Annotated in this window: 22 protein-coding genes; 12 read left to right on the forward strand and 10 right to left on the reverse strand. The window is 63.3% G+C overall.

The window, feature by feature from the left end; genetic code table 11:
* Window positions 1-20: 20 nt before the first annotated feature.
* Together BA190_RS26300 and pssA are read left to right on the forward strand one after the other, a co-directional pair.
* Entirely contained in the window at window positions 21-719 is a 699-nt protein-coding gene (locus tag BA190_RS26300; RefSeq protein WP_068294868.1) for a phosphatidylserine decarboxylase, read from the forward strand.
* A gap of 2 nt (window positions 720-721) precedes the next feature.
* Window positions 722-1,546 (forward strand): CDP-diacylglycerol--serine O-phosphatidyltransferase, encoded by an 825-nt coding sequence (gene pssA, locus BA190_RS26305; RefSeq protein WP_068294871.1) that lies wholly within the window; start codon window positions 722-724, stop codon window positions 1,544-1,546.
* A 117-nt stretch (window positions 1,547-1,663) separates the two neighbouring features.
* Here the strand turns inward: pssA and tyrS are convergent, their stop codons facing one another.
* A complete protein-coding gene (tyrS, locus tag BA190_RS26310; protein WP_068294883.1) occupies window positions 1,664-2,905 on the reverse strand; it encodes a tyrosine--tRNA ligase in 1,242 nt (413 codons plus the stop codon).
* Window positions 2,906-3,104: 199 nt separating this feature from the next.
* On the opposite strand from tyrS, the gene BA190_RS26315 reads away from it, so the two are divergent.
* Complete coding sequence (locus BA190_RS26315) at window positions 3,105-4,232, forward strand: anhydro-N-acetylmuramic acid kinase (protein WP_245314962.1); 1,128 nt, start codon at window positions 3,105-3,107, stop codon at window positions 4,230-4,232.
* Window positions 4,229-4,633: a methylmalonyl-CoA epimerase gene (mce, locus tag BA190_RS26320; protein WP_068294885.1), complete on the forward strand. Its 405-nt coding sequence runs from the start codon at window positions 4,229-4,231 to the stop codon at window positions 4,631-4,633. Before BA190_RS26315 ends, mce begins: the two co-directional genes overlap by 4 nt.
* A gap of 272 nt (window positions 4,634-4,905) precedes the next feature.
* On the opposite strand, the gene BA190_RS26325 is transcribed toward mce, so the two are convergent.
* The 9 genes from BA190_RS26325 to BA190_RS26365 form a co-directional block, all read right to left on the reverse strand.
* Window positions 4,906-6,333 carry a DEAD/DEAH box helicase gene (locus tag BA190_RS26325; RefSeq protein WP_068294886.1) on the reverse strand — a complete coding sequence of 476 codons (1,428 nt, stop codon included), beginning with the start codon at window positions 6,331-6,333 and terminating at the stop codon, window positions 4,906-4,908.
* A gap of 466 nt (window positions 6,334-6,799) precedes the next feature.
* On the reverse strand, window positions 6,800-7,369 hold the full coding sequence (locus tag BA190_RS26330) for a hypothetical protein (RefSeq protein ID WP_068294888.1): 570 nt from the start codon (window positions 7,367-7,369) through the stop codon (window positions 6,800-6,802).
* A gap of 226 nt (window positions 7,370-7,595) precedes the next feature.
* Window positions 7,596-8,009 carry an HIT family protein gene (locus tag BA190_RS26335; protein ID WP_068294889.1) on the reverse strand — a complete coding sequence of 138 codons (414 nt, stop codon included), beginning with the start codon at window positions 8,007-8,009 and terminating at the stop codon, window positions 7,596-7,598.
* 4 nt (window positions 8,010-8,013) lie between these two features.
* Entirely contained in the window at window positions 8,014-9,252 is a 1,239-nt protein-coding gene (locus tag BA190_RS26340; protein ID WP_068294891.1) for a GNAT family N-acetyltransferase, read from the reverse strand.
* Between the two features lie 105 nt (window positions 9,253-9,357).
* Window positions 9,358-9,825 carry a RidA family protein gene (locus BA190_RS26345; RefSeq protein ID WP_068294893.1) on the reverse strand — a complete coding sequence of 156 codons (468 nt, stop codon included), beginning with the start codon at window positions 9,823-9,825 and terminating at the stop codon, window positions 9,358-9,360.
* 115 nt (window positions 9,826-9,940) lie between these two features.
* Complete coding sequence (locus BA190_RS26350) at window positions 9,941-11,152, reverse strand: NADP-dependent isocitrate dehydrogenase (protein WP_068294895.1); 1,212 nt, start codon at window positions 11,150-11,152, stop codon at window positions 9,941-9,943.
* 113 nt (window positions 11,153-11,265) lie between these two features.
* Window positions 11,266-11,910 (reverse strand): glutathione S-transferase family protein, encoded by a 645-nt coding sequence (locus BA190_RS26355; RefSeq protein ID WP_068294898.1) that lies wholly within the window; start codon window positions 11,908-11,910, stop codon window positions 11,266-11,268.
* A gap of 183 nt (window positions 11,911-12,093) precedes the next feature.
* Window positions 12,094-14,334, reverse strand: coding sequence for an NADP-dependent isocitrate dehydrogenase (locus tag BA190_RS26360; protein ID WP_068294901.1), 2,241 nt, complete (start codon window positions 14,332-14,334; stop codon window positions 12,094-12,096).
* Window positions 14,335-14,659: 325 nt separating this feature from the next.
* Window positions 14,660-14,908, reverse strand: coding sequence for a hypothetical protein (locus BA190_RS26365; RefSeq protein WP_068294903.1), 249 nt, complete (start codon window positions 14,906-14,908; stop codon window positions 14,660-14,662).
* Window positions 14,909-15,162: 254 nt separating this feature from the next.
* Here BA190_RS26365 and BA190_RS26370 point away from each other — a divergent pair, with 254 nt between their 5' ends.
* The 8 genes from BA190_RS26370 (at window position 15,163) to BA190_RS26405 (ending at window position 20,196) form a co-directional block, all read left to right on the forward strand.
* Complete coding sequence (locus tag BA190_RS26370) at window positions 15,163-15,909, forward strand: RNA methyltransferase (RefSeq protein WP_068294905.1); 747 nt, start codon at window positions 15,163-15,165, stop codon at window positions 15,907-15,909.
* A gap of 73 nt (window positions 15,910-15,982) precedes the next feature.
* Entirely contained in the window at window positions 15,983-16,480 is a 498-nt protein-coding gene (locus BA190_RS26375) for a CYTH domain-containing protein (protein ID WP_068294907.1), read from the forward strand.
* Window positions 16,481-16,728: 248 nt separating this feature from the next.
* Window positions 16,729-17,550: a glutamate racemase gene (murI, locus tag BA190_RS26380; protein WP_245314963.1), complete on the forward strand. Its 822-nt coding sequence runs from the start codon at window positions 16,729-16,731 to the stop codon at window positions 17,548-17,550.
* Between the two features lie 154 nt (window positions 17,551-17,704).
* The gene (locus BA190_RS26385) at window positions 17,705-17,959 is read left to right on the forward strand and encodes a PsiF family protein (protein WP_068294909.1); all 255 of its coding nucleotides are present in this window, start codon (window positions 17,705-17,707) and stop codon (window positions 17,957-17,959) included.
* Window positions 17,960-17,987: 28 nt separating this feature from the next.
* A complete protein-coding gene (locus BA190_RS26390) occupies window positions 17,988-18,233 on the forward strand; it encodes a GlsB/YeaQ/YmgE family stress response membrane protein (protein WP_068294911.1) in 246 nt (81 codons plus the stop codon).
* A 266-nt stretch (window positions 18,234-18,499) separates the two neighbouring features.
* Window positions 18,500-19,063 carry a DUF4337 family protein gene (locus BA190_RS26395; protein WP_068294912.1) on the forward strand — a complete coding sequence of 188 codons (564 nt, stop codon included), beginning with the start codon at window positions 18,500-18,502 and terminating at the stop codon, window positions 19,061-19,063.
* Window positions 19,064-19,103: 40 nt separating this feature from the next.
* Window positions 19,104-19,808 carry a hypothetical protein gene (locus BA190_RS26400; protein WP_068294916.1) on the forward strand — a complete coding sequence of 235 codons (705 nt, stop codon included), beginning with the start codon at window positions 19,104-19,106 and terminating at the stop codon, window positions 19,806-19,808.
* 106 nt (window positions 19,809-19,914) lie between these two features.
* On the forward strand, window positions 19,915-20,196 hold the full coding sequence (locus tag BA190_RS26405) for a hypothetical protein (protein WP_156771707.1): 282 nt from the start codon (window positions 19,915-19,917) through the stop codon (window positions 20,194-20,196).
* Window positions 20,197-20,217: the final 21 nt, after the last annotated feature.

The raw sequence follows: 20,217 nt of genomic DNA on the forward strand, positions 1-20,217 counted from the left end.
GCGAAACGGGAACCCTGCCTATGTCGCTCGCTGCCTCCATTCGCAAAGTCCTGGTGCCGATCAACCGCGAGGGCTATCCCTTTCTGGGGATCGCGGGCGTAACCACGCTGATTGCGCTGGGATGGATCAAGGTTCTGTTCTGGCCGCTTTTGATCCTCACGGCCTGGGTCGCCTATTTCTTCCGCGATCCCCAGCGGGTGACGCCGGTGCGCGAGGGCCTGGTGGTCTCGCCGGCCGACGGCGTGGTCAGCCAGATCGCCAACGTGCTGCCGCCGCCCGAACTGGGGCTGGCCAGCCAGTCGCTGCTGCGCGTTTCGATCTTCATGAACGTCTTCGATTGCCACGTGAACCGCAGCCCGGTGACGGGGACGATCACCAAGATCGCCTATAAGCCCGGCAAGTTCCTCAATGCCGATCTCGACAAGGCCAGCGAGGACAACGAGCGCAACGGTTTCATCATCGATACCGGAACCAGCCGCTACGGCGTGGTGCAGATCGCCGGACTGGTGGCACGACGTATCGTCTGCTGGACCAATGAGAACGAGCATGTGGCCGTCGGCCAGCGCCTGGGCATGATCCGCTTCGGTTCGCGCGTCGACGTCTATTTGCCGGAAGGGGTACGCCCCCTGGTCGGCATCGGCCAGAAGATGGTGGCCGGCGAGACGATCCTGGCGGACGCCAATGCCGCAATGCCGAATCTGACTCATCGCGTCGGTTGACCATGGACCCGCTCTTCCCGCCTTTTCAGCCTGGAAGTCCGGATCCCGAGGGAACGAGGCGGCGTGCCATTCCGCTGCGCGTGCTGATCCCCAACATGATTACGCTGCTCGCGCTTTGTGCGGGCATGACGGCCATTCGCCTGGCCATCGAGAACAAGCTCGACCTCGCCATCGGCTGCATCGTGGTCGCGGCGCTGCTGGACGGCGTCGACGGACGCGTGGCACGCTATCTCAAGGGCACCTCGAAATTCGGAGCGGAGCTCGATTCGCTTGCCGATTTCGTAAATTTCGGCGTGGTTCCCGGCATCGTTCTCTATTTCTGGGGATTGCATGATCTGCGATCGATTGGGTGGATCGGCTCGCTGGTCTTCGCCATCTGCATGGTGCTGCGCCTCGCCCGCTTCAACGTGACCAGCAGCGATCCCAACCGGCCGGCCTTCCAGGCAAACTTCTTCACCGGCATGCCGGCGCCGGCGGGCGCCTGCACGGTGCTGCTGCCGATCTACCTGGATTTCCTCGGCCTCACCCATGAGCCGAGCCATGCCAAATATGAGCTGGCCTATGTGCTGCTCATCGCCTTCCTGATGATCTCCACCATCCCGACCTTCTCGGGCAAGAAGCTGGGCAATCGCATTCCACGCGAATGGGTGCTGCCGATCTTCGTCGTCGCCGTGGTGGTGGTGATGCTGCTGGCCCTCTATCCCTGGGAGTCGCTGACCTCGCTCACCGTCGGTTATCTGGCGACCATTCCGTTCGGCGTCCTCTACTACCGCAAGCAGGCAAGGGCCTATCAGGCCTCGCTGCAGGTGGAGCGCAAGGGCGAGTAGTTCTTTGGAGCGCGGACAACCTGTCCGCTCTTGCATTCGGCAGATACCATACTGGCCGAAAAGGAAGAGCGGACATCACAGCGGCATGAAGGCATGTCACTGTGAAGTCCGCGCTTCTTACACCGGCCTCGCCAGCACGTGCTTCTTCTTGCCGAGCGACAGCTTGATCACGCCATCGGCGGTGACGTCGGCCGAGGTCAACACCGCCTTGGGATCGCTGACTGAAGCGTCATTCACCCGCAGGCCGCCGCTGGCGATCTGGCGGCGCGCCTCGCTGGTCGACGGCACCAGGCCGGCTTGCACGAAGGCATTGAGCAGGCCCACGCCTTCGGCGAGGCCCGCTAGCTCGAAGCTCGGCAGGTCGCCGGCCAGCGTGCCTTCCTCGAAGGTCTTGCGCGCGGTCTCCTCGGCCGCCTCGGCCTTGTCGCGGCCATGGACGAGGGCGGTCGCCTCGGTGGCCAGGCGCTTCTTGGCCTCGTTGATCTCCGAGCCACCGAGGGCGGCGAGGCGGGCGATCTCGTCGAGCGGCAGCGTGGTAAACAGCTTGAGGAAGCGCTCGACGTCGGCGTCCTCCGTGTTGCGCCAATACTGCCAGTAGTCATAGGCCGAGAGCATGTCTTCGTTGAGCCAGACGGCGCCGGCGGCGGTCTTGCCCATCTTGGCGCCCGAGGCGGTGGTCAGTAGCGGGCAGGTGAGGGCGTAGAGCTGCGGCGTGCCCATGCGGCGGCCGAGATCGATGCCGTTGATGATGTTGCCCCACTGGTCGGAGCCGCCCATCTGCAGCACGCAGTCGTAGCGCCTGGAAAGCTCCACGAAATCATAGGCTTGCAGGATCATGTAGTTGAATTCGATGAAGGAGAGTTCCTGCTCGCGGTCGAGACGTAGCTTCACCGAATCGAAGGACATCATGCGATTGACCGAGAAGTGGCGGCCGATGTCGCGCAGCATTTCGATATAGTTGAGCTTGGTCAGCCAATCGGCATTGTCGACCAGGATGGCGCGCTCGTCGGCATAGTCGATGAACTTGTCATAGACCTTGAGGATGCTGTTCTTGTTCGCCTCGATCTGCTCGAGCGGCAGGATGCGGCGGGTTTCATCACGGCCGGAGGGATCGCCGACGCGCGTGGTGCCGCCGCCCATCAGGGTGATGGGGCGGTGGCCCGTCTTCTGCAGCCAGTGCAGCATCATGATCGGCACGAGATGGCCGATATGCAGCGAACTTGCCGTGAGATCGACGCCGACATAGGCGGTCAGGCGTCCGCCGGCGGCCTTCTCGTCGAGGCCTTCCAGATCCGATACCTGGTGAATGAAGCCGCGCTCGGTGAGGGTGCGCAGGAAATCGGATTTTAACGCGGTCATGGCAAACGCTTTCAAACGGCTTATAGATGTCTAGAGCAAAGCGTGTTTGGACGGAAACGTCCGTTTGCTCTAGCTCTTTGGTTCGACGCGTCTTTGCGATTGCTGGCGTGTCCGCCAGATCACAAGACGCTTTAAGCGCCCTCTAACAGGTTTGGCGGCGCTTTGGTACAGGGACGCCGCGAAATCGGGTGATTTGCGCATGAAGACGATGATGACGGCACTCGGGCTGATGTCCGGGACCTCGATGGACGGTATCGATGCCGCCCTGATCGAGACGGACGGCGAGGGCACCGTCGAGATGGGACCGACAGTCGAGCTCGCCTATAATGAGGAAGAGCGCAGCCTGCTGCGGCAGGCCCTGGCCGATGCGGTGGCGATGAAGCGTCGCAATGAGCGTCCCGGTGCCCTGGTGGCGGCAGAGCGGCTGATCACCCGCAAGCATGCCGACATCGTTTCCGATTTCCTCAAGGCCCATGATCTCAGCCCCGATGATATCGATGTCATCGGCTTCCACGGCCAGACGGTACTGCATCGCCCGCAGGAGAAGCTGACCGTACAACTCGGCGACGGCCAGGCGCTCGCCGACAGCCTCGGCATCCAGACCGTCTACGACATGCGGGCCGCCGACGTTGCCGAGGGCGGGCAGGGCGCGCCGCTGGTGCCGGTCTATCATCAGGCCCTGGTGCAGGCCGCCAAACTTGCCGGTCCCGTCGCCGTGCTCAATCTCGGCGGTGTCGGCAATGTCAGCTACGTTGCAACGGGGCGCGACCCGATCGCTTTCGACACTGGTCCCGCCAATGCGCTGATCGACGATTTGATGATGGAGCGCACCGGCATCGCCCTGGACCAGGATGGCAGGCAGGCCCTGGCCGGCAAGGTCGACGAGACGGTGCTCGGCCAGTTGATGGCGCATCCCTATTTCGGCGAGGCGCCGCCCAAATCGCTCGATCGCAACGCCTTTTCCCGCGAAGCGGTGGCGGGATTGTCCACGCCCGATGCGGTGGCGACCCTGGCCGCCTTCACCGCCCGCAGCGTGGCGGCGGCGCGGCAATGGTTGCCTGCCGAGCCGAAATTGTGGATCGTCTGCGGCGGCGGCGCCCGTAATCCGGCAATCCTCAACTTCCTGCGCACCGAGACCGGTGTGCCCGTTCGTACGGCCGACGAGTTCGGCTGGTCGGCGTCGATGATGGAAGCGCAGGCTTTTGCCTATCTCGCCGTTCGATCCCTGAAGGGGCTGCCCCTGACCTTTCCCTCCAGCACCGGCGTCCGCACGGCGCTCACCGGCGGCATCCTCGCCGTGCCGGGCCAGAAGCGGGCAAGCGCATGATCGGTCGTCTCAATCACGTCGCCATCGCTGTGCGCGATCTCGGTGTAGCCACCGCCGTCTATCGCGATACGCTCGGTGCGCATGTCTCGCAGCCCCAGGCCCTGCCGGAGCACGGTGTCACCGTCGTCTTCATCGAATTGCCCAACACCAAGATCGAGCTCCTGGAACCCCTGGGTGAGGCCTCGCCGATCGCGCGCTTCCTCGAGAAGAACCCGGATGGGGGCATGCACCACATCTGCTACGAGGTCGATGACATCCTCGCCACGCGTGACCAGCTGAAACAAGCGGGCGCGCGCGTCCTGGGGGACGGTGAGCCGAAGATCGGTGCCCACGGCAAGCCGGTGCTGTTCCTGCATCCCAAGGATTTCTCGGGTACGCTGGTCGAACTGGAACAGGTTTGAAGCAATGATGGACCAGGCTTCAGGCCGGCCGTCGTGCTCGAACAGGGGCGCTCTTCCAGGCCGGTCTTCAGCGCCTGACCGAAAAAGTCGATGAAGCTCGCTTTTTGTCATTGCCGGGCTTCGTCCCGGCAATCCAGGGCGGCAATCTCGACAGGTGGCGGTATCTGGGTGCCCGGGACGAAGCCCGGGCATGACAAAGGCAGAGCCTTTCTCTGCTCAGTTTACGATCATTGAACCGGCCTCTTCAGACCGGCACACCATCCAGTCGGAATTCAGCCGTTGCTCTTGCGCCGGATCGGCGTGAGCAGGAAGGACGGCACGTGATCGCCCATGCCGATCACCACTGGACCGTCATCCTCGTCGCGTCGACGCGGCCTGTCCGATTGCGGCCGACGCTGCTCGGAGGTTGGCTGCGGCTCGTGGCGCGGGGCCTTGGGCGATTCGTCGCGTTCGCGCGAAGGCTTGGCCTCGCGGGCCTTGCCATGCTGGCGCGGTTCCTCGGCCTTGCCACCGCGTTCGCGGCGGCCACGCCGCGGCTTGGCGTGGATTTCTTCCTCTTCATCGCCCTCGATCGGCGGCGGATCGCCGGTGAAGGGGATCTTGTTGCCCGTCAGCGTCTCGATGGCTGAGACATGCTTGCCGTCGGCGGAACTGACCAGGGTGAAGGCCCAGCCCGAACGGCCGGCGCGGCCGGTACGGCCGATACGGTGGACATAGTCGTCGGCGTGAACGGGCACGTCGAAATTGAAGACATGGCTGACGTCGGGAATGTCGAGACCGCGGGCGGCGACGTCGGACGCCACCAGGATCGGCATCTCGCCATTGCGGAAGCTGTCGAGCGCGGCCATGCGGGCGCGCTGGTCCATGTCGCCATGCAGCGCGACGGCGCCGAAGCCGTGGCGCACCAGCGAGCGGTGCAGGATGGCCACTTCCGACTTGCGGTTGCAGAAGACGATGGCGTTCTTGAGGTTTTCCGCCGAACGGATCAGGCGGCGCAGGGTCACGCGCTTTTCGGCGGGAGGCGACTTGGTGTGCACCAGGGCCTGGGTAATCGTGGCAGCAGCGGTGGCGGGCCGGGCAACCTCCACCTGGACCGGGTTGTGCAGGAACTGGTCGGTGATGCGCTTGATCTCCGCCGGCATCGTCGCGGTGAAGAACAGGGTCTGCCGGGTGAAGGGCACCAGCTTGCAGATGCGCTCGATGTCGGGAATGAAGCCCATGTCGAGCATGCGGTCGGCCTCGTCGATGACGAGAAGCTCCACGCCGGTGAGCAGCAGCTTGCCGCGCTCGACGTGATCGAGCAGGCGGCCGGGCGTGGCGATCAGCACGTCAACGCCGCGCGTGATCTTGGCGTCCTGGTCGCCGAAGGAGACACCGCCGATCAGAAGCGCGACCGACAGGCCGCTCTTGCTGCCATAGCGGTCGAAATTCTCCTGGACCTGCGCGGCCAATTCGCGGGTCGGTTCCAGGATCAGCGTACGTGGCATGCGGGCGCGGGCGCGCCCCTTTTCCAGCAGCGTCAGCATGGGCAGCGTGAAGGCCGCCGTCTTGCCGGTGCCCGTCTGGGCGATGCCGAGCACGTCGCGGCGCTGCAGCACATGCGGAATGGCCTGGGCCTGGATGGGCGTGGGATTGGCGTAGCCAGCCGCTTCCACGGCGGCGAGGACCTTTGAAGAGAGACCGAGTTCAGCGAAGCTCATTGCGGAAATGTCGAACCAACAGAGGCCGCCCCGATCGGACGGCAGAGGGCGGCTCGCATCGCCGCACGGACGAACAGGGCCCTATCGGGTGGGGCCCGGACGGCGCGACCATAGGGTTAGGCGAGGAAATGTCAATGGTTTTGCCGGACAAAGCCACGGTTTTCGCTCGATTTTCGGAGCTTTTCCGCTGGTTTGCTGCTTGATAGGCGCTTTTGGCGATGATGAGGCGGCAGGATTGCATCCCCGAGCAACCGGGACGACGATCATTCCCTTACGTCATTGCGGCGACGGTGAAGCAAAGGTGCCTTGCGATTTGATGAAGGCATCCGAAATGACAAAATTACGTGAAAACAATGAGTTAGAAAAATAGGCGCTCCGCTGTGAATGCACTTGGCTCGGGCAGAATACGCAAAAACAAAAAGGCGGGCATTGGCCCGCCTTACTTCTGCATGACGATGGGCCAGCCTTATTCGGCCACGGTCTCGGCTTTCTTCTTGGCGGGCTTTACGGGGGGCTTGGCCGGCTTGGCTTCGGCGGTCTTCACCGGGCGCGGCTTGGGCTTCTTGACCACAGGCGCTTCCGTGGCGTCGCCGAAACGCTCGTTGATCTTGCGTGCGATCGGATCGTCGCGCTGGGCTTCCGGATCCATTGGCAGGATGGTCTCGATCGGATCGGCCTGGTCGATCGAACCGGTCTGATCCTGGATGATCGGGAATTGCGGGGCGAGGGTGGGATTGGCCGCCGCCTGCATCGAATTGGCATCGGCGGTGGGCACAGGGGCAGGTGCGGCCGGTGCCGGAGCAAGATTGGCAATGACCGGCGTCGTCACGGGGGCAGGGGCTGCCACCGCTGCGACCTCGGCAGGTGCAGCCGGTGCCGCGTGGATCGAGCGAGCCGTGTCTATGGCGCCGACGAAAGCCACGAAACCGGCGGCAACCAGGGCGCCTTCGCGCTTCAGTTTCCAGTGGTGGCGGGCCCGGTAGGCAGTGTGCCAAAGCCAGCCGACAGTGATATCGACAGCACTTGCGACCAACATGACGAACTCCAACTCAACGCGACCTCAGTGAGAATCACTATTGCGCGTGATGGTGAAGAAAAACTTGCCAAGGCGAATCAAGCGCCAAGAAATTTTGCCGAGGCAAGTTTCGTCTGGTGGTCGAAGCGGGCATTTCCTGAGCTTGCAGGCGTCTTGTCTGCCTCTTCGTCTGCTGTGAACTCGGCAGTTCCAGGATGCGGGCGAGACGCCTGCGATCCCAGTGCGCCTACAGCAGGGCGCGGATCTTGGCTGCGTGCTGGGCAAGGATGGCGTGATCGGCCATGGCGCGCGGGCGGACGGGAACGCCCGTCTTCATGGGCAGGATGTGGAAATGTATATGCGGCACTTCCTGCCCACCAGAGACTTCGGAATGCAGGCGCAGCGTGTGGCCGTCCGCGCCGAACGCCTTGCAGGCGGCGAGCGAAACCTTCTGGGCGATTTGGGCGAGGTAGGCCAGTTCCTCCGGCTCCACGTCGAAGATGTTGCGCGCCGGCTTCTTGGGGATCACCAGACTATGCCCGTCGACGATCGGCATGATGTCGAGGAAGGCGAGGGTGCGATCGTCCTCGTAGAGCGTGTGGTTGGGAATTTCCCCACGCAGCAGCTTGGCGAAGATATTGTCGGGATCATAAGCGGTCATGCCGCTATCCTTTCCTGAAGGGCGTTGCCTCGTCGAGAGCTTCGTGGTGGGCGGCAATTTCGGCGCGCTCATGCGCGAGATAGTCGTCGACCGCCCGGCGAAAACCGGGATCCGCAATATAATGGGCGGAATAGGTTGTCACGGGCCGATAGCCGCGGGCCAGCTTGTGTTCGCCTTGGGCTCCGGCTTCCACGCGCCGGAGGCGGCGCTCGATGGCGAACTCGATGGCCTGATGATAGCACACCTCGAAATGCAGGAAGGGGTGGTCCTCGATGCAGCCCCAGTTCCGGCCGTAGAGTGTGTCGGAGCCGATGAAGTTGATGGCCCCAGCGATGTAGCGGCCCTCGCGCCGCGCCATCACCAGCAGGACATGCTCGGCCATGGTCTCGCCGATGAGGGCATAGAATTTGCGATTGAGGTAGGGACGGCCCCATTTGCGTGAGCCGGTGTCCATGTAGAAGGCGTAGAAGGCGTCCCAGGCCTCCTTCGTGATGGCAGCCCCGGTCAGCCTCTCGATAGTGATGCCGTTCGCGAGCGCATCACGGCGCTCGCGCTTGATGGTCTTGCGCTTGCGGGAGGCAAGGGAAGCCAGAAAGGCCTCGAAATCGTCATAGCCCTCGTTGAGCCAATGAAACTGCTGGTCGGTGCGCTGCAGGAAGCCCTGGCTGCCGAGCCATTGCCAGTCGTCATGGCCGATGAAGGTGGCGTGGATCGAAGAGCCGCGGATGGATGAGAGGGCGGCCTTGGCACCCTTCACCAGGGCCGACGAGACGAGGGCGGCGTCCTCGCCCGGCGCGACCAGGAAGCGTCGGCCCGTCGCCGGCGTGAAGGGGATGCTCACCTGGAGCTTGGGATAGTATTGCCCGCCGGCCCGTTCATAGGCATCGGCCCAGCCCCAGTCGAAGACATATTCGCCCTGGCTGTGGCTCTTGCCATAGGCGGGCATGACGCCGGCGACCCGATCGTCTTCATGGGTGACGAACAGATGGAGGGGCGTCCAACCCGAGCGCCCCCCGACACAGCCGCTCGCTTCGAGAGCGTGCAGGAAATCGTAGGAAATGAAGGGGTTGAAATGCTCGGCCGAGGGATCTGGCGCTGCGGCTTCGTCTTCGGCACCTGGATGACGCCCGGATGGGCAATCCTGGGGCGCGGCGGCGAGGGGATTGGCGCAGCGATCCCAGGCCCGGCGGCCGATGGCCTCGATCGAGGAAGCTGCCTTGATCGTAAAGCCCTGGTCGCTCAAGCCTGCATTCCCTCAACGGATACCTGTCCGGGGAATTTGGGCCTATTCGCGTCGAATGCAAGAGGCGCGGCTCGAGTTGCGTTGCCGCGCCCCGTATGCGCGACCTCAGGCGACTTCGATCAGCGCTTCGACCTCGACGGTGGCGTCGAGGGGAAGAGAGGGCACGCCCACGGTGGAGCGGGCATGGCGCCCCTTGTCGCCGAAGACCTCGACCATCAGGTCGGAGGCGCCGTTCATCACCATCGGATGGGTGGTGAACTCCGGCGCTGCGGCAATGAAGCCGCCGAGGCGGACCACGCGCACCACATTGTCGAGCGAGCCCACGGCAGCCTTGATCTGCGCCAGGATATTGATGGCGCAGTAACGGGCGGCGACACGGGCGTCCTCGACGGTGACCGTGCCGGTGCCGAGCTTGCCGGTGGCGGCCAGCTTGCCTTCATTGTTGAAGCAGAGCTGGCCTGAGATCACGAGGGTGTTACCGGTGCGCACCGTGCCGACATAGTTGGCGACCGGAGCGGCAGGGGTGGGCAGGGTGATGCCGAGTTCGGCAAGGCGGGCGTCGATGGCTGACATGGGAACCTCATTGGGAGCGCGGACTTCCAGTCCGCTCTTGGAAGCGTCGGAGGAGCAAGGAAGAGCGGACATCGCGACATGCAAGCATGTCGTTGAGATGTCCGCGCTCCGGAAATCAGGCCATGGCCTTCTTGAGGTTCTCGTCGATCTTGTCGAGGAAGCCGGTGGTCGACAGCCAGCTCTGGTCGGGACCGACCAGCAAGGCCAGATCCTTGGTCATGAAGCCGGTCTCGACGGTGGAGACACAGACCTTCTCCAGGGTCGCGGCGAACTTGGCCAACTCGGCATTGTCGTCGAGCTTGGCGCGATGGGCGAGGCCGCGCGTCCAGGCGAAGATCGAGGCGATGGAGTTGGTCGAGGTCTCCTTGCCCTTCTGGTGTTCGCGGTAGTGGCGCGTCACCGTGCCGTGGGCAGCTTCGGCTTCCACCGTCTTGCCGTCGGGGCTGAGCAGCACCGAGGTCATCAGGCCGAGCGAGCCGAAGCCCTGGGCCACGATGTCGGACTGCACGTCGCCGTCATAGTTCTTGCAGGCCCAGACATAGCCGCCCGACCATTTCAGTGCCGAAGCGACCATGTCGTCGATCAGGCGGTGCTCATAGGTCAGCTTGCGCTTGTCGAACTCGGCCTTGAACTCATTGGCGAAGACTTCGGCGAAGATGTCCTTGAAGCGCCCATCATAGACCTTGAGAATGGTGTTCTTGGTCGACAGGTAGACCGGGAAGTTACGGGCCAGGCCGTAATTGAACGAGGCGCGCGCAAACTCCCGGATCGATTCGTCGAGATTGTACATGGCCAGCGCCACGCCATCGCCGGGGCTCTTGAAGACTTCCTTCTCGATCACCGAGCCATCCTCGCCGACGAACTTGATCGTCAGCGTGCCCTTGCCGGGGAAGCGGAAATCGGTGGCGCGATACTGGTCGCCGAAGGCATGGCGGCCGACGACGATCGGCTGGGTCCAGCCCGGCACCAGACGGGGCACGTTGCGGCAGATGATGGGCTCGCGGAAGATCACGCCGCCCAGGATGTTGCGGATGGTGCCGTTGGGTGACTTCCACATTTCCTGGAGATTGAATTCCTTCACGCGGGCTTCGTCCGGCGTGATGGTCGCGCATTTTACCGCCACGCCGTGGCGCTTGGTGGCCTCCGCCGCCTCGACGGTGACGCGGTCGCGGGTCTTGTCCCGGTTCTCGATACTGAGGTCGTAATAGTCGAGCTGGAGGTCGAGATAAGGGAAAATCAGCTTGTCCTTGATCTGCTGCCAGATGATCCGGGTCATCTCGTCGCCATCCATATCGACGACCGGATTGGCCACCTTGATCTTCGCCATCGTACAAGCCTCATTTATTGGGAAATATCGGCGGGGCTATAGCACCGTGATCCGGCTGGGGGAAGTTCGGCCGACGATGGCGCCTGCTGTTTTTGCCGGGTGAAACCGGGCAGTTACTGCGGGGCTTGGGCCTGCTTGGCCTCGGCAACCAGCCTGTCATCGATCTCGCGGGCCCGGATGGCGGCGGGACGGCCGGCGATTCGCTGCCAATAGGCGGTGAGAGCCGGGCGCGGCTCGATCGTCTTGAACATCAGGCCCCAGCCGATCTGCGAGCCGAAATAGACGTCGGCAGCCGAGAAGCTGTCTCCCGCGATGAACTCGTTCTGGGAGACGGCATAGTCGAGCGCGTCGATCACGTCGGCATAGCAGCCATAGCCGACCATACGTTTGCGCTCGTCAGGGATCTCGATATTGAGGGCCTTGTTGGTCACCGCGGCCTCGATCGGACCGGCTGCGAAGAACATCCAGCGATAGTAAAGGCCCCGCTGCGGTGAGCCTGGCGGGGGCGCCAGCCCGGCCTGCGGAAAGGCATCGGCGAGATAGGCGCAGACGGCACCGCCCTCGGTGACGACAACACCGCGATGGGCAATGGCCGGAACCTTGCCCATCGGGTTGAGGGCGAGATAGTCGGCCGATTTCATGCTGGTGCCGAAGTCGAGGATCTCGGTGCGATAGGGCTGGCCGGTTTCCTCGAGCATCCAGCGGGCAATACGGCCGCGCGACATCGGATTGGTGTAGAAGACGAGTTCATCGCTCATGGGATTGTCCTGCTGGAAGTGCTGGCAGGAGCATAGCCATGCAACCGGATTTGGCCAGGGCAATACCCCGCCGAACCGGGACCACGACCGTGGAACGCGTGGGGTCGAAGTTGCCGAAGACAGCACAATGCCGGCGCGGCGGGGGCCGTGCCGGCAATGGCTTTCTCCCAGGTTTTCCTCGCCTTATGCCGTGCCTACTTGCGCCAGCACCGCATTGAGCGTGGCGCTCGGCCGCATCACCGCCTCGCATTTCTGCCTGTCGGGCAGATAATAGCCGCCAATATCCGCGGGCTTGCCCTGCACGGTTGCGAGCTCGGCCAGGATCTTGGCCTCGTCGCGCGCCAGCGCCTCGGCCAGCGGCTTGAACTGCCCCTGCAGGGCTGGGTCTTCCGTCTGGGCGGCGAGTTCCTGTGCCCAATACAGGGCCAGGTAGAATTGGCTGCCGCGATTGTCCAATTCGCCGGTGCGGGGCGAGGGGGACTTCTTGTTGTCCAGGAGCTTGCCGGTCGCCGCATCCAGCGTCTTGGCGAGCAGCTTGGCCTTGGCGTTGCCCGTCTTGATGCCGAGATCCTCCAGCGAGACGGCCAGCGCCAGGAACTCGCCCAGCGAATCCCAGCGCAGATGGTTTTCCTCCACCAATTGCTGCACATGCTTGGGCGCCGAACCGCCCGCACCCGTTTCATACATGCCGCCGCCGGCCATGAGGGGCACGATGGACAGCATCTTGGCCGAGGTGCCGAGCTCCATGATGGGGAAGAGGTCGGTGAGATAGTCGCGCAGGATGTTGCCGGTGACGGAAATCGTGTCCAGGCCACGGATCACTCGCTCCAGCGTATAGCGCATGGCGCGTACCTGACTCATGATCTGGATGTCGAGACCGGTGGTGTCGTGCTCGGCGAGGTAGGCCTTCACCTTGGCGATCAACTGTGCCTCGTGCGGGCGATAGGGGTCCAGCCAGAACAGTGCGGGCATGCCGGAATTGCGGGCGCGCGTGACCGCGAGCTTGACCCAGTCGCGCACGGCCATGTCCTTGACCTGGCACATGCGCCAGATGTCGCCCTGCTCGACGGTTTCGCTCAGCAGCACCTCGCCGGTCGCGAGATCTGTGATGTTGGCCACGCCGTCCTCGGGGACCTCGAAGGTCTTGTCGTGCGAGCCATATTCCTCGGCCTGCTGCGCCATCAGGCCGACATTCGGCACGGTGCCCATGGTGCGGGGATCGAAGGCGCCGTGCCATTTGCAGAAATTGATCATCTCCTGGTAGATGCGGGCGAAGGTGCTTTCCGGCATCACGGCCTTGACGTCTTTCAGGCGGCCGTCGGCACCCCACATCTTGCCGCCATTGCGGATCATTGCCGGCATCGAGGCATCCACGATGATGTCGTTGGGCGAGTGGAAATTGGTGATGCCCTTGGCCGAGTCGACCATCGCCAGCTCGGGCCGGTGCTCGTGGCAGGCATGCAGATCGCGCTTGATCTCGTCCTGCATGCTTTGCGGCAAGGTCGCGATCTTGTTGTAGAGGTCGACCATGCCGTTGTTGACGTTGACGCCGAGCTCGTCGAACAGCTTGCCGTGCTTGGCGAAGGCATCGCGGTAGAAGATCTTCACGCAATGGCCGAACACGATGGGGTGCGACACCTTCATCATCGTGGCCTTCACATGGAGCGAGAACATCACCCCGGTCTTGTGCGCGTCCTCGATCTGCTTTTCGTAGAAATCCAGCAGCGCCTTCCTGCTCATGAACATGGAATCGATGATCTCGCCGTCCTGCAGCGAGACCTTGGGCTTGAGCACGATGGTCTTGCCGCTGGTGGTGATCAGCTCCATCTTCACGTCGCGCGCCTTGTCGAGCGTCATCGACTTCTCGCCATGGTAGAAGTCGCCGTCATGCATGTGGGAGACATGCGTGCGTGACGCCTGGCTCCATTCGGCCATGCTGTGCGGGTTCTTGCGTGCATAGTTCTTCACCGCCAGCGGTGCGCGGCGATCCGAATTGCCTTCGCGCAGCACCGGGTTCACGGCGCTCCCGATACATTTGGCATAGCGGGCGCGGATCGACTTCTCCTCGTCCGATTTCGGGTTCTCGGGATAGTCCGGGATCTTGTAGCCCTTGGCCTGCAATTCCCGGATCGCCGCCGTCAACTGCGCCACCGAGGCGCTGATATTGGGCAGCTTGATGATGTTGGTGTCGGGCAGCAGCGTCAACCGGCCGAGCTCCGCCAGATTGTCGGGAACACGTTGCGCGTCGGTCAGGAATTCCGGAAACTCGCCCAGGATGCGGCCGGCAACCGAGATGTCGCTGGTGGCGACCTCAATGCCGGCCGGTGCGGCGAAGGTGCGGACGATAGGCAGGAAGGCGGCCGTTGCCAATGCCGGGGCTTCATCGGTCAGCGTGTAGATGATGGTGGGAGGTGTGGCGCTCATACGCTGGCTTCCTTGGTAGGTCGGAGTCAGGGCAACAAAAGGCGCTCACGCCGACATACGTATCGGCGCTGAGTGCTCCGTGAATTGCAGGACGGGGTGGTCAGGGGGCGTGTCTTTCCGGCAACGGGTGACCTCGATGACTTGGCGCTCGATGACCTCCTGAAACTGCCACCTGCTTCAGGCTTCGGCAACTGAATTATGCCCGCAACGTGGGGCTATGCCACGGCAGCTAAGGCTTGTGATCAGCACAGCAAAACACTCCCGGAGCTGGGCTCACGGGAGTGTCGGTCAATCGTATAAGGAGGATGGGGCAGATCAGCTGCGGTCAGTTGCACACTTCACGGGTGCGATAGATGTAGCTCTGCGCATAATCGTCCCAGACGCGATAGCTCACCGTCCGGCAATCGTAATAGGTCGTGCGGCTATAGGTCTGGGTTACGCGATAGGAATTGGAGTAGGTGGGATAATTGTAGCCGCTCGCATAGCCATTGTCGCAATCATCGGCGAAGGACGAAGCGGTGGCGGCGGTGAAGGCCGTGGCAGCGAAAGCGAGGGTCAGAAAGATCTTGCGCATAATCGTGGTCCTTTAAGCCGGGCTTCGTGCCCTTGTTGATGAAGGCATCCTAGCGACGCAGATCCGGCCCGGCGGTGCGTTCGGGCACATTGGCTCGGCCACCGATCGGCGGCGTGTATCCGCGGGAACATGGACCGTCCTGGTTCGGGGCCTTGCAAAGAAGCTGTTTTTATCCGCCGAATGGTCTATGCAGCCCGGACTTTTCCTGTTTTCGGGCCTTTTTCGTGATGTCTCAGTCGAATGCGAGCACTGCCGTGACGCCCCCCGCCGTGATCCTGGTCCGCCCCCAGCTCGCCGAAAACATCGGCATGTGCGCCCGCGCGATGATGAATTTCGGCCTTAGCGAGATGCGCCTGGTCTCCCCGCGCGACGGCTGGCCGAAGAAAGGCGCACGCCAGGCTTCCTCCGGTGCGTCGGCCGTGCTCGACAATGCCAAGCTGTTCGAGACGACCGAAGAGGCTATTGCCGATCTCAATTACGTCTTCGCCACCACGGCGCGCGAGCGCGGCCAGATGAAGGATATCTTCGCCGCCGACGAAGGTGCCGGCAAGATGCAGGCCCTGGCCGGGGAGGGCGCCCGCAGCGGCATCCTATTCGGGCCCGAGCGCATGGGACTTTCCAACGACGACGTCGCCTTGGCCGATGCCATCATCTCCTTCCCGGTCAGCCCGGCCTTCACCTCGATCAATCTCGCCCAGGCGGTGCTGCTGGTCGGCTATGAATGGTGGAAACTGGTCTCGGGCGGCAAGGCGCCGATCGCGCCCACCCGCATCTCCCCACCGGCGACACGCGAGCACATGCTGGCCTTCTTCGACTATCTGGAAGGGGAACTCGACGCCGTCTCCTTCTTCTATCCGCCGGAAAAGCGTGAGGTGATGGTGCGCAATTTCCGCAACATCTGGCACCGGCTGGCAATGACCGAGCAGGACGTCCAGACCCTGCGCGGTGCGGTAGCCTCGCTCGTCGGCAGCCGGAACGGCACGCGAATCAAGCGCGATTGAACCGGGGCGAGCGCGGAACACCTGTCACAGGCCCTCGCTAGGCTGCGCCCATTTCCATCGGAATGGGTGTTGCATGGCTGTCGAGATCGAACGCAAATTCCTTGTCCGCAACGACGATTGGCGCCCGCAGGTTCGAGGCTCCGCCGTCATCCGGCAGGGCTATTTCTGCCGCACGCCTCTGTTGCGGGCACGCATTCGGATCTACGGCGATAAGGGCTTCATCACGCTCAAGAGCGAACCGGGCACGCGCAGCCGCCATGAGTTCGAGTATGAGATCCCACAGGCCGACGCCGCCGAGATCATCCGGCGCTTCTCGATCGAGCCTCTGGTCACCAAGACGCGCCACGACGTCGACCATGCTGGATTGCGCTGGGCCGTCGACGTCTTTACCGGTCCCAATCACGGGCTGGTGCTGGCCGAAGTCGAGCTCGAGCACGAGGACCAGCCCGTTCCATTGCCTGACTGGGTCGGCGAGGAAGTGACGCGCGACCGGCGCTACGGCAATTCGAACCTGGCACGTTTTCCCTTTGCAAGCTGGGGTGAGGAACTGCTGCCGGCTGATGTCCTGTGAGGAAATTATCGGGCGTACCGCTTTGGGATCAAAAAAAGATCACGATCGCAACGCTTCATTCACTCATCTGGGTTTGAATAGGCGTGCGCCCGGTTGGGTAGTGCGTACGGGCAACCAATATGCAGCGATTGATTCCGGATGGCGTCGATCATTCCGAAGAGCGTCCCATGAAGGCTAGCCTTCTCGGGCAAACTAGTTTGCCCCACAGGGTCGACCTTCTGGCTGGCACGGTTTATGGAGCTGCGGTCATGTCTGACCGCGCTCCAACTGTCCTTGTCTTTGATTCCGGCCTCGGCGGCCTCACCGTATTTTCCGAATTGCGAACGACGCTTTCCGGCGCGCGCTTCGTCTATGCCGCCGACGATGCGGTCTTTCCCTATGGCCGCCTTGCCGAAGACGTCGTGGTCGAACGCGTCGTCGAGGTGATGGAGCGGCTGATCCCGCGTTACCAGCCGTCCCTGGTCGTCATTGCCTGCAACACGATCTCGACCGTCGTTCTGCCCGTGCTGCGCCAGCGCTTCTCGGTGCCCTTCGTCGGTACCGTGCCCGCGATCAAGCCGGCTGCCGTACTGACGAAGACCGGACGTGTGGCGATCCTGGCGACGCCGGGGACCGTCAAGCGCGACTATACGCGCGAGCTGATCCGTTCCTTCGCCGCCACGATCGAGGTAGAGCTCGTCGGCGCGGTAGGACTGGCCAGCCTGGCCGAAGCCGTCTTGCGCGGCCAGCCCGTCGAGGATGCGGCGATTGCCCGCGAGATCGCACCCTGTTTCGTCGATCGCGACGGCAAGCGGACCGATGTGGTCGTGCTGGCCTGTACGCATTATCCCCTGGTGCTGGAAGCGATGAAGCGGGTGGCGCCCTGGCCGGTCACCTGGCTCGATCCCGCCCCGGCCATCGCCCGTCGCGCCGCCGATCTCGCTGGCCCAATTCCGGCGCGCACGGTGGTGGAAGACGGTCTGGCTGTGTTCACCGGCGGCGCCGGGCTGACCGATGAACTGAAAGCCGCGCTTGCCGCCCGCGGCCTGCCGGCCGTCGCCGTCGAGGCCATGCCGCCGCGCTGGCATTGAGCATCGTGCCGAAGGCGGATGCCGGTTTTCGCTAAAAACGATCCGGCCTGACGCTGACCCCTATACTTTGGGATGTATCGCAGCGTCATTGTGTTGCTGCGGGAACGGTGGCAACCTGCGGTTGGGTTGGGGGCTCAACCTGGAAACGCTCATCATGAAGATCAGCACGCTGTTGGCCTCCGTCGTCGTCGCGGGATTTGTCGCGACCGGTGCTCTTGCGCAGACCGCAACGCCTGCGCCTTCCACGCCCCCCGCCGCGACGACCGCTCCTGCAAAAGCCAAGACGAAGGCCCCGCAATCGGCGGCATCGCAGGCCTGTTCCGCCCAGGCCGATGCCAAGGGCCTCCATGGCAAGGACCGCAAGAAGTTCCGTCAATCCTGCATGAAGAGCGGTGGCAAGGCAGGTTGAGGCTTAACCTCATCGTCGGAGGTGCGCCATGCATCTGCTCACGTTCCTGATCGTAGGGGTCATCGCCGGCTGGCTTGCCGGCCTGCTCGTCAGTGGGGGCGGTTTCGGCCTCATCGGCGATCTCATCGTCGGCGTGGTCGGCTCGTTCATCGGTGGCTTCTTGCAGCCCCACATTCCCATTCATATCGGGAGTGCGATCGTGAATGAAATCGTCTTCGCGGTCGTCGGGGCCGTCATCCTGCTTCTTGCACTGCGATTGCTGAAACGAGCCTAGCCTCGATCCGAGAGCAATGCGCCGGAGCCGGCGCCGTAGAAAGGGCATGCGACCTTGAAGCGTTGCATGCCCTTTTTCGTTGGCGAGGCCGATCCCGGCCCGACGGCCTCTTACGCTTTTTGTCGTTTCCTCCATGGCGTGTAGACGCTCCTGCCGCGGCGGAGAGCCGGCTGTGACCAAAGACGGGGCTCTTTGGCCGATCGCCTCATGGCATGCTCCTTGCGACGAGGCACTCCAGCGACTGTTGAATGTCGATGGATGGAGCGATGGAAGACACGACGCAGGAACATCTCGAAAACGCCGAACATGCCGAACATGCGGCCCATGACGGCAATCCCTTCCTGATCACGGTATCGGTCACGATTGCCGTCCTCGCCGTACTGGCCGCCACCATCGGCAGTTTCGAGTCGCTGGAGACCGCCGAGGCCATCAACGACAAGAGCGAGGCAGCCTATCTGCAGAACAGGGCCAGCGATCAATGGGCCTTCTATCAGGCCAAGAGCATCAAGAAGAACGCCTATGAGATCGCCGCTGCGGGCGGGGGGCCGAACAAGGACGACTTTCTTGCCAAGGCCAAGCACAACGACGATGACGCCAAGGCGATCCAGACCCAGGCCGTCGAGATCGAAGGCCATGTCGACGCCAAGTTGCGCGACAGCGAGGTACGGGCTCATCGCCACCATGTCCTCACCCTGGCGGTGACGCTGCTGCATGTCGCCATCGCAGTGGCGACGCTCTCGATCATCACCCGCGGCAGGCGCTGGCCCTGGCTGTGTTCCCTGGCGCTCGGGGCGCTCGGCCTGGTGGCCGCCGCTTTCGCCTATGTCTGATTTTCTCTCCTCAATCGGGCCCGTTCCCTCCGAGGTTCCCATGCGTGAACGCCATATTGTCTTTCGACATAGGGCGCTCGATTTCTGGCTGGCGCGCGGCGCCGTTCTGGTCATCGTGTGCCTGCAATTGCTGGTGATCAATCAGCTTTCCTTCGGCCCTCGCTGGCTTGCCCCTGCCGTCGAGCTGATATTGCTGATCCCGCTGTCGATCGCCACGGCGTGGACGCAGGCCGGCATTCGCAATGCGGTGGCCGATCACCACTGGCAGGCGGTCAACCGCTTTCGCATCCTGATCCGCCGGACAGCCCTCATCCTGACGGCCGTCATCAGCTTCATGAATTGCGGGGCCTTGTTCCTGCTGGTCCGGGCCCTGATCGAAGGCCACGCCGGCAACGGCACGACGCTGCTGATCGACGCACTCAACATCTGGGTTACCAACATCATCGTCTTTACCCTGTGGTTCTGGAGCACGGATCGCGGCGGCCCCCCGACCTGCGGCCTGGTCGAGCGCGCCCGCTCCGATTTCCTCTTCCCGCAGATGACCTTGAACGATCCGCATCTGCGTGACTGGCTGCCGGGTTTCGTGGACTATCTGTTCCTGGCCTTCACCAATGCCACGGCATTCTCGCCAACGGATACGATGCCGATGACCCCGAGGGCCAAGCTGTTGATGCTCGCCGAGGCGATGATCTCCCTCCTGACGGTCGCCCTCGTTGCAGCCAGAGCGGTCAACATACTGGCCTGAGGCCGCGGGCGACCCTTGAAGCTCTTTGTCTCCAATCTCCTGCCAGGAGCCATCGCGGCGGAATGCCGATGGACGGCCGGGCATCGACGATGTCGGAATGATCGCCATGACCTTTCAGCCTCTGCCCCATGACGAGCACCCGGCCATCGTGGCGGCCGAATTCAAGCGCATCCGGAGCAGCCTGACAGACAACGAGGCCTTGCTTCTGGCCTGCCTCACCAATGTACTCAATGAGCTGCCCGCTTGGCTCGACGGAGACTATGCCGCCGGCAGTGCGCTCGATCATGCGCAGGCGGTCATCAACGCCATGCTGGACGGTTCGGGACTGGCGCCGATCTCGGCGCAGACCTATGAACGCGCCGACGAACTGCGGAAAGACGGGACATAGGCGCCGCGATGAGGCACTCGC

Origin of the sequence: Labrys sp. WJW, from assembly GCF_001676615.1 — a bacterium.
In the GTDB taxonomy this organism is placed as follows: Bacteria; Pseudomonadota; Alphaproteobacteria; order Rhizobiales; family Labraceae; genus Labrys; species Labrys sedimenti.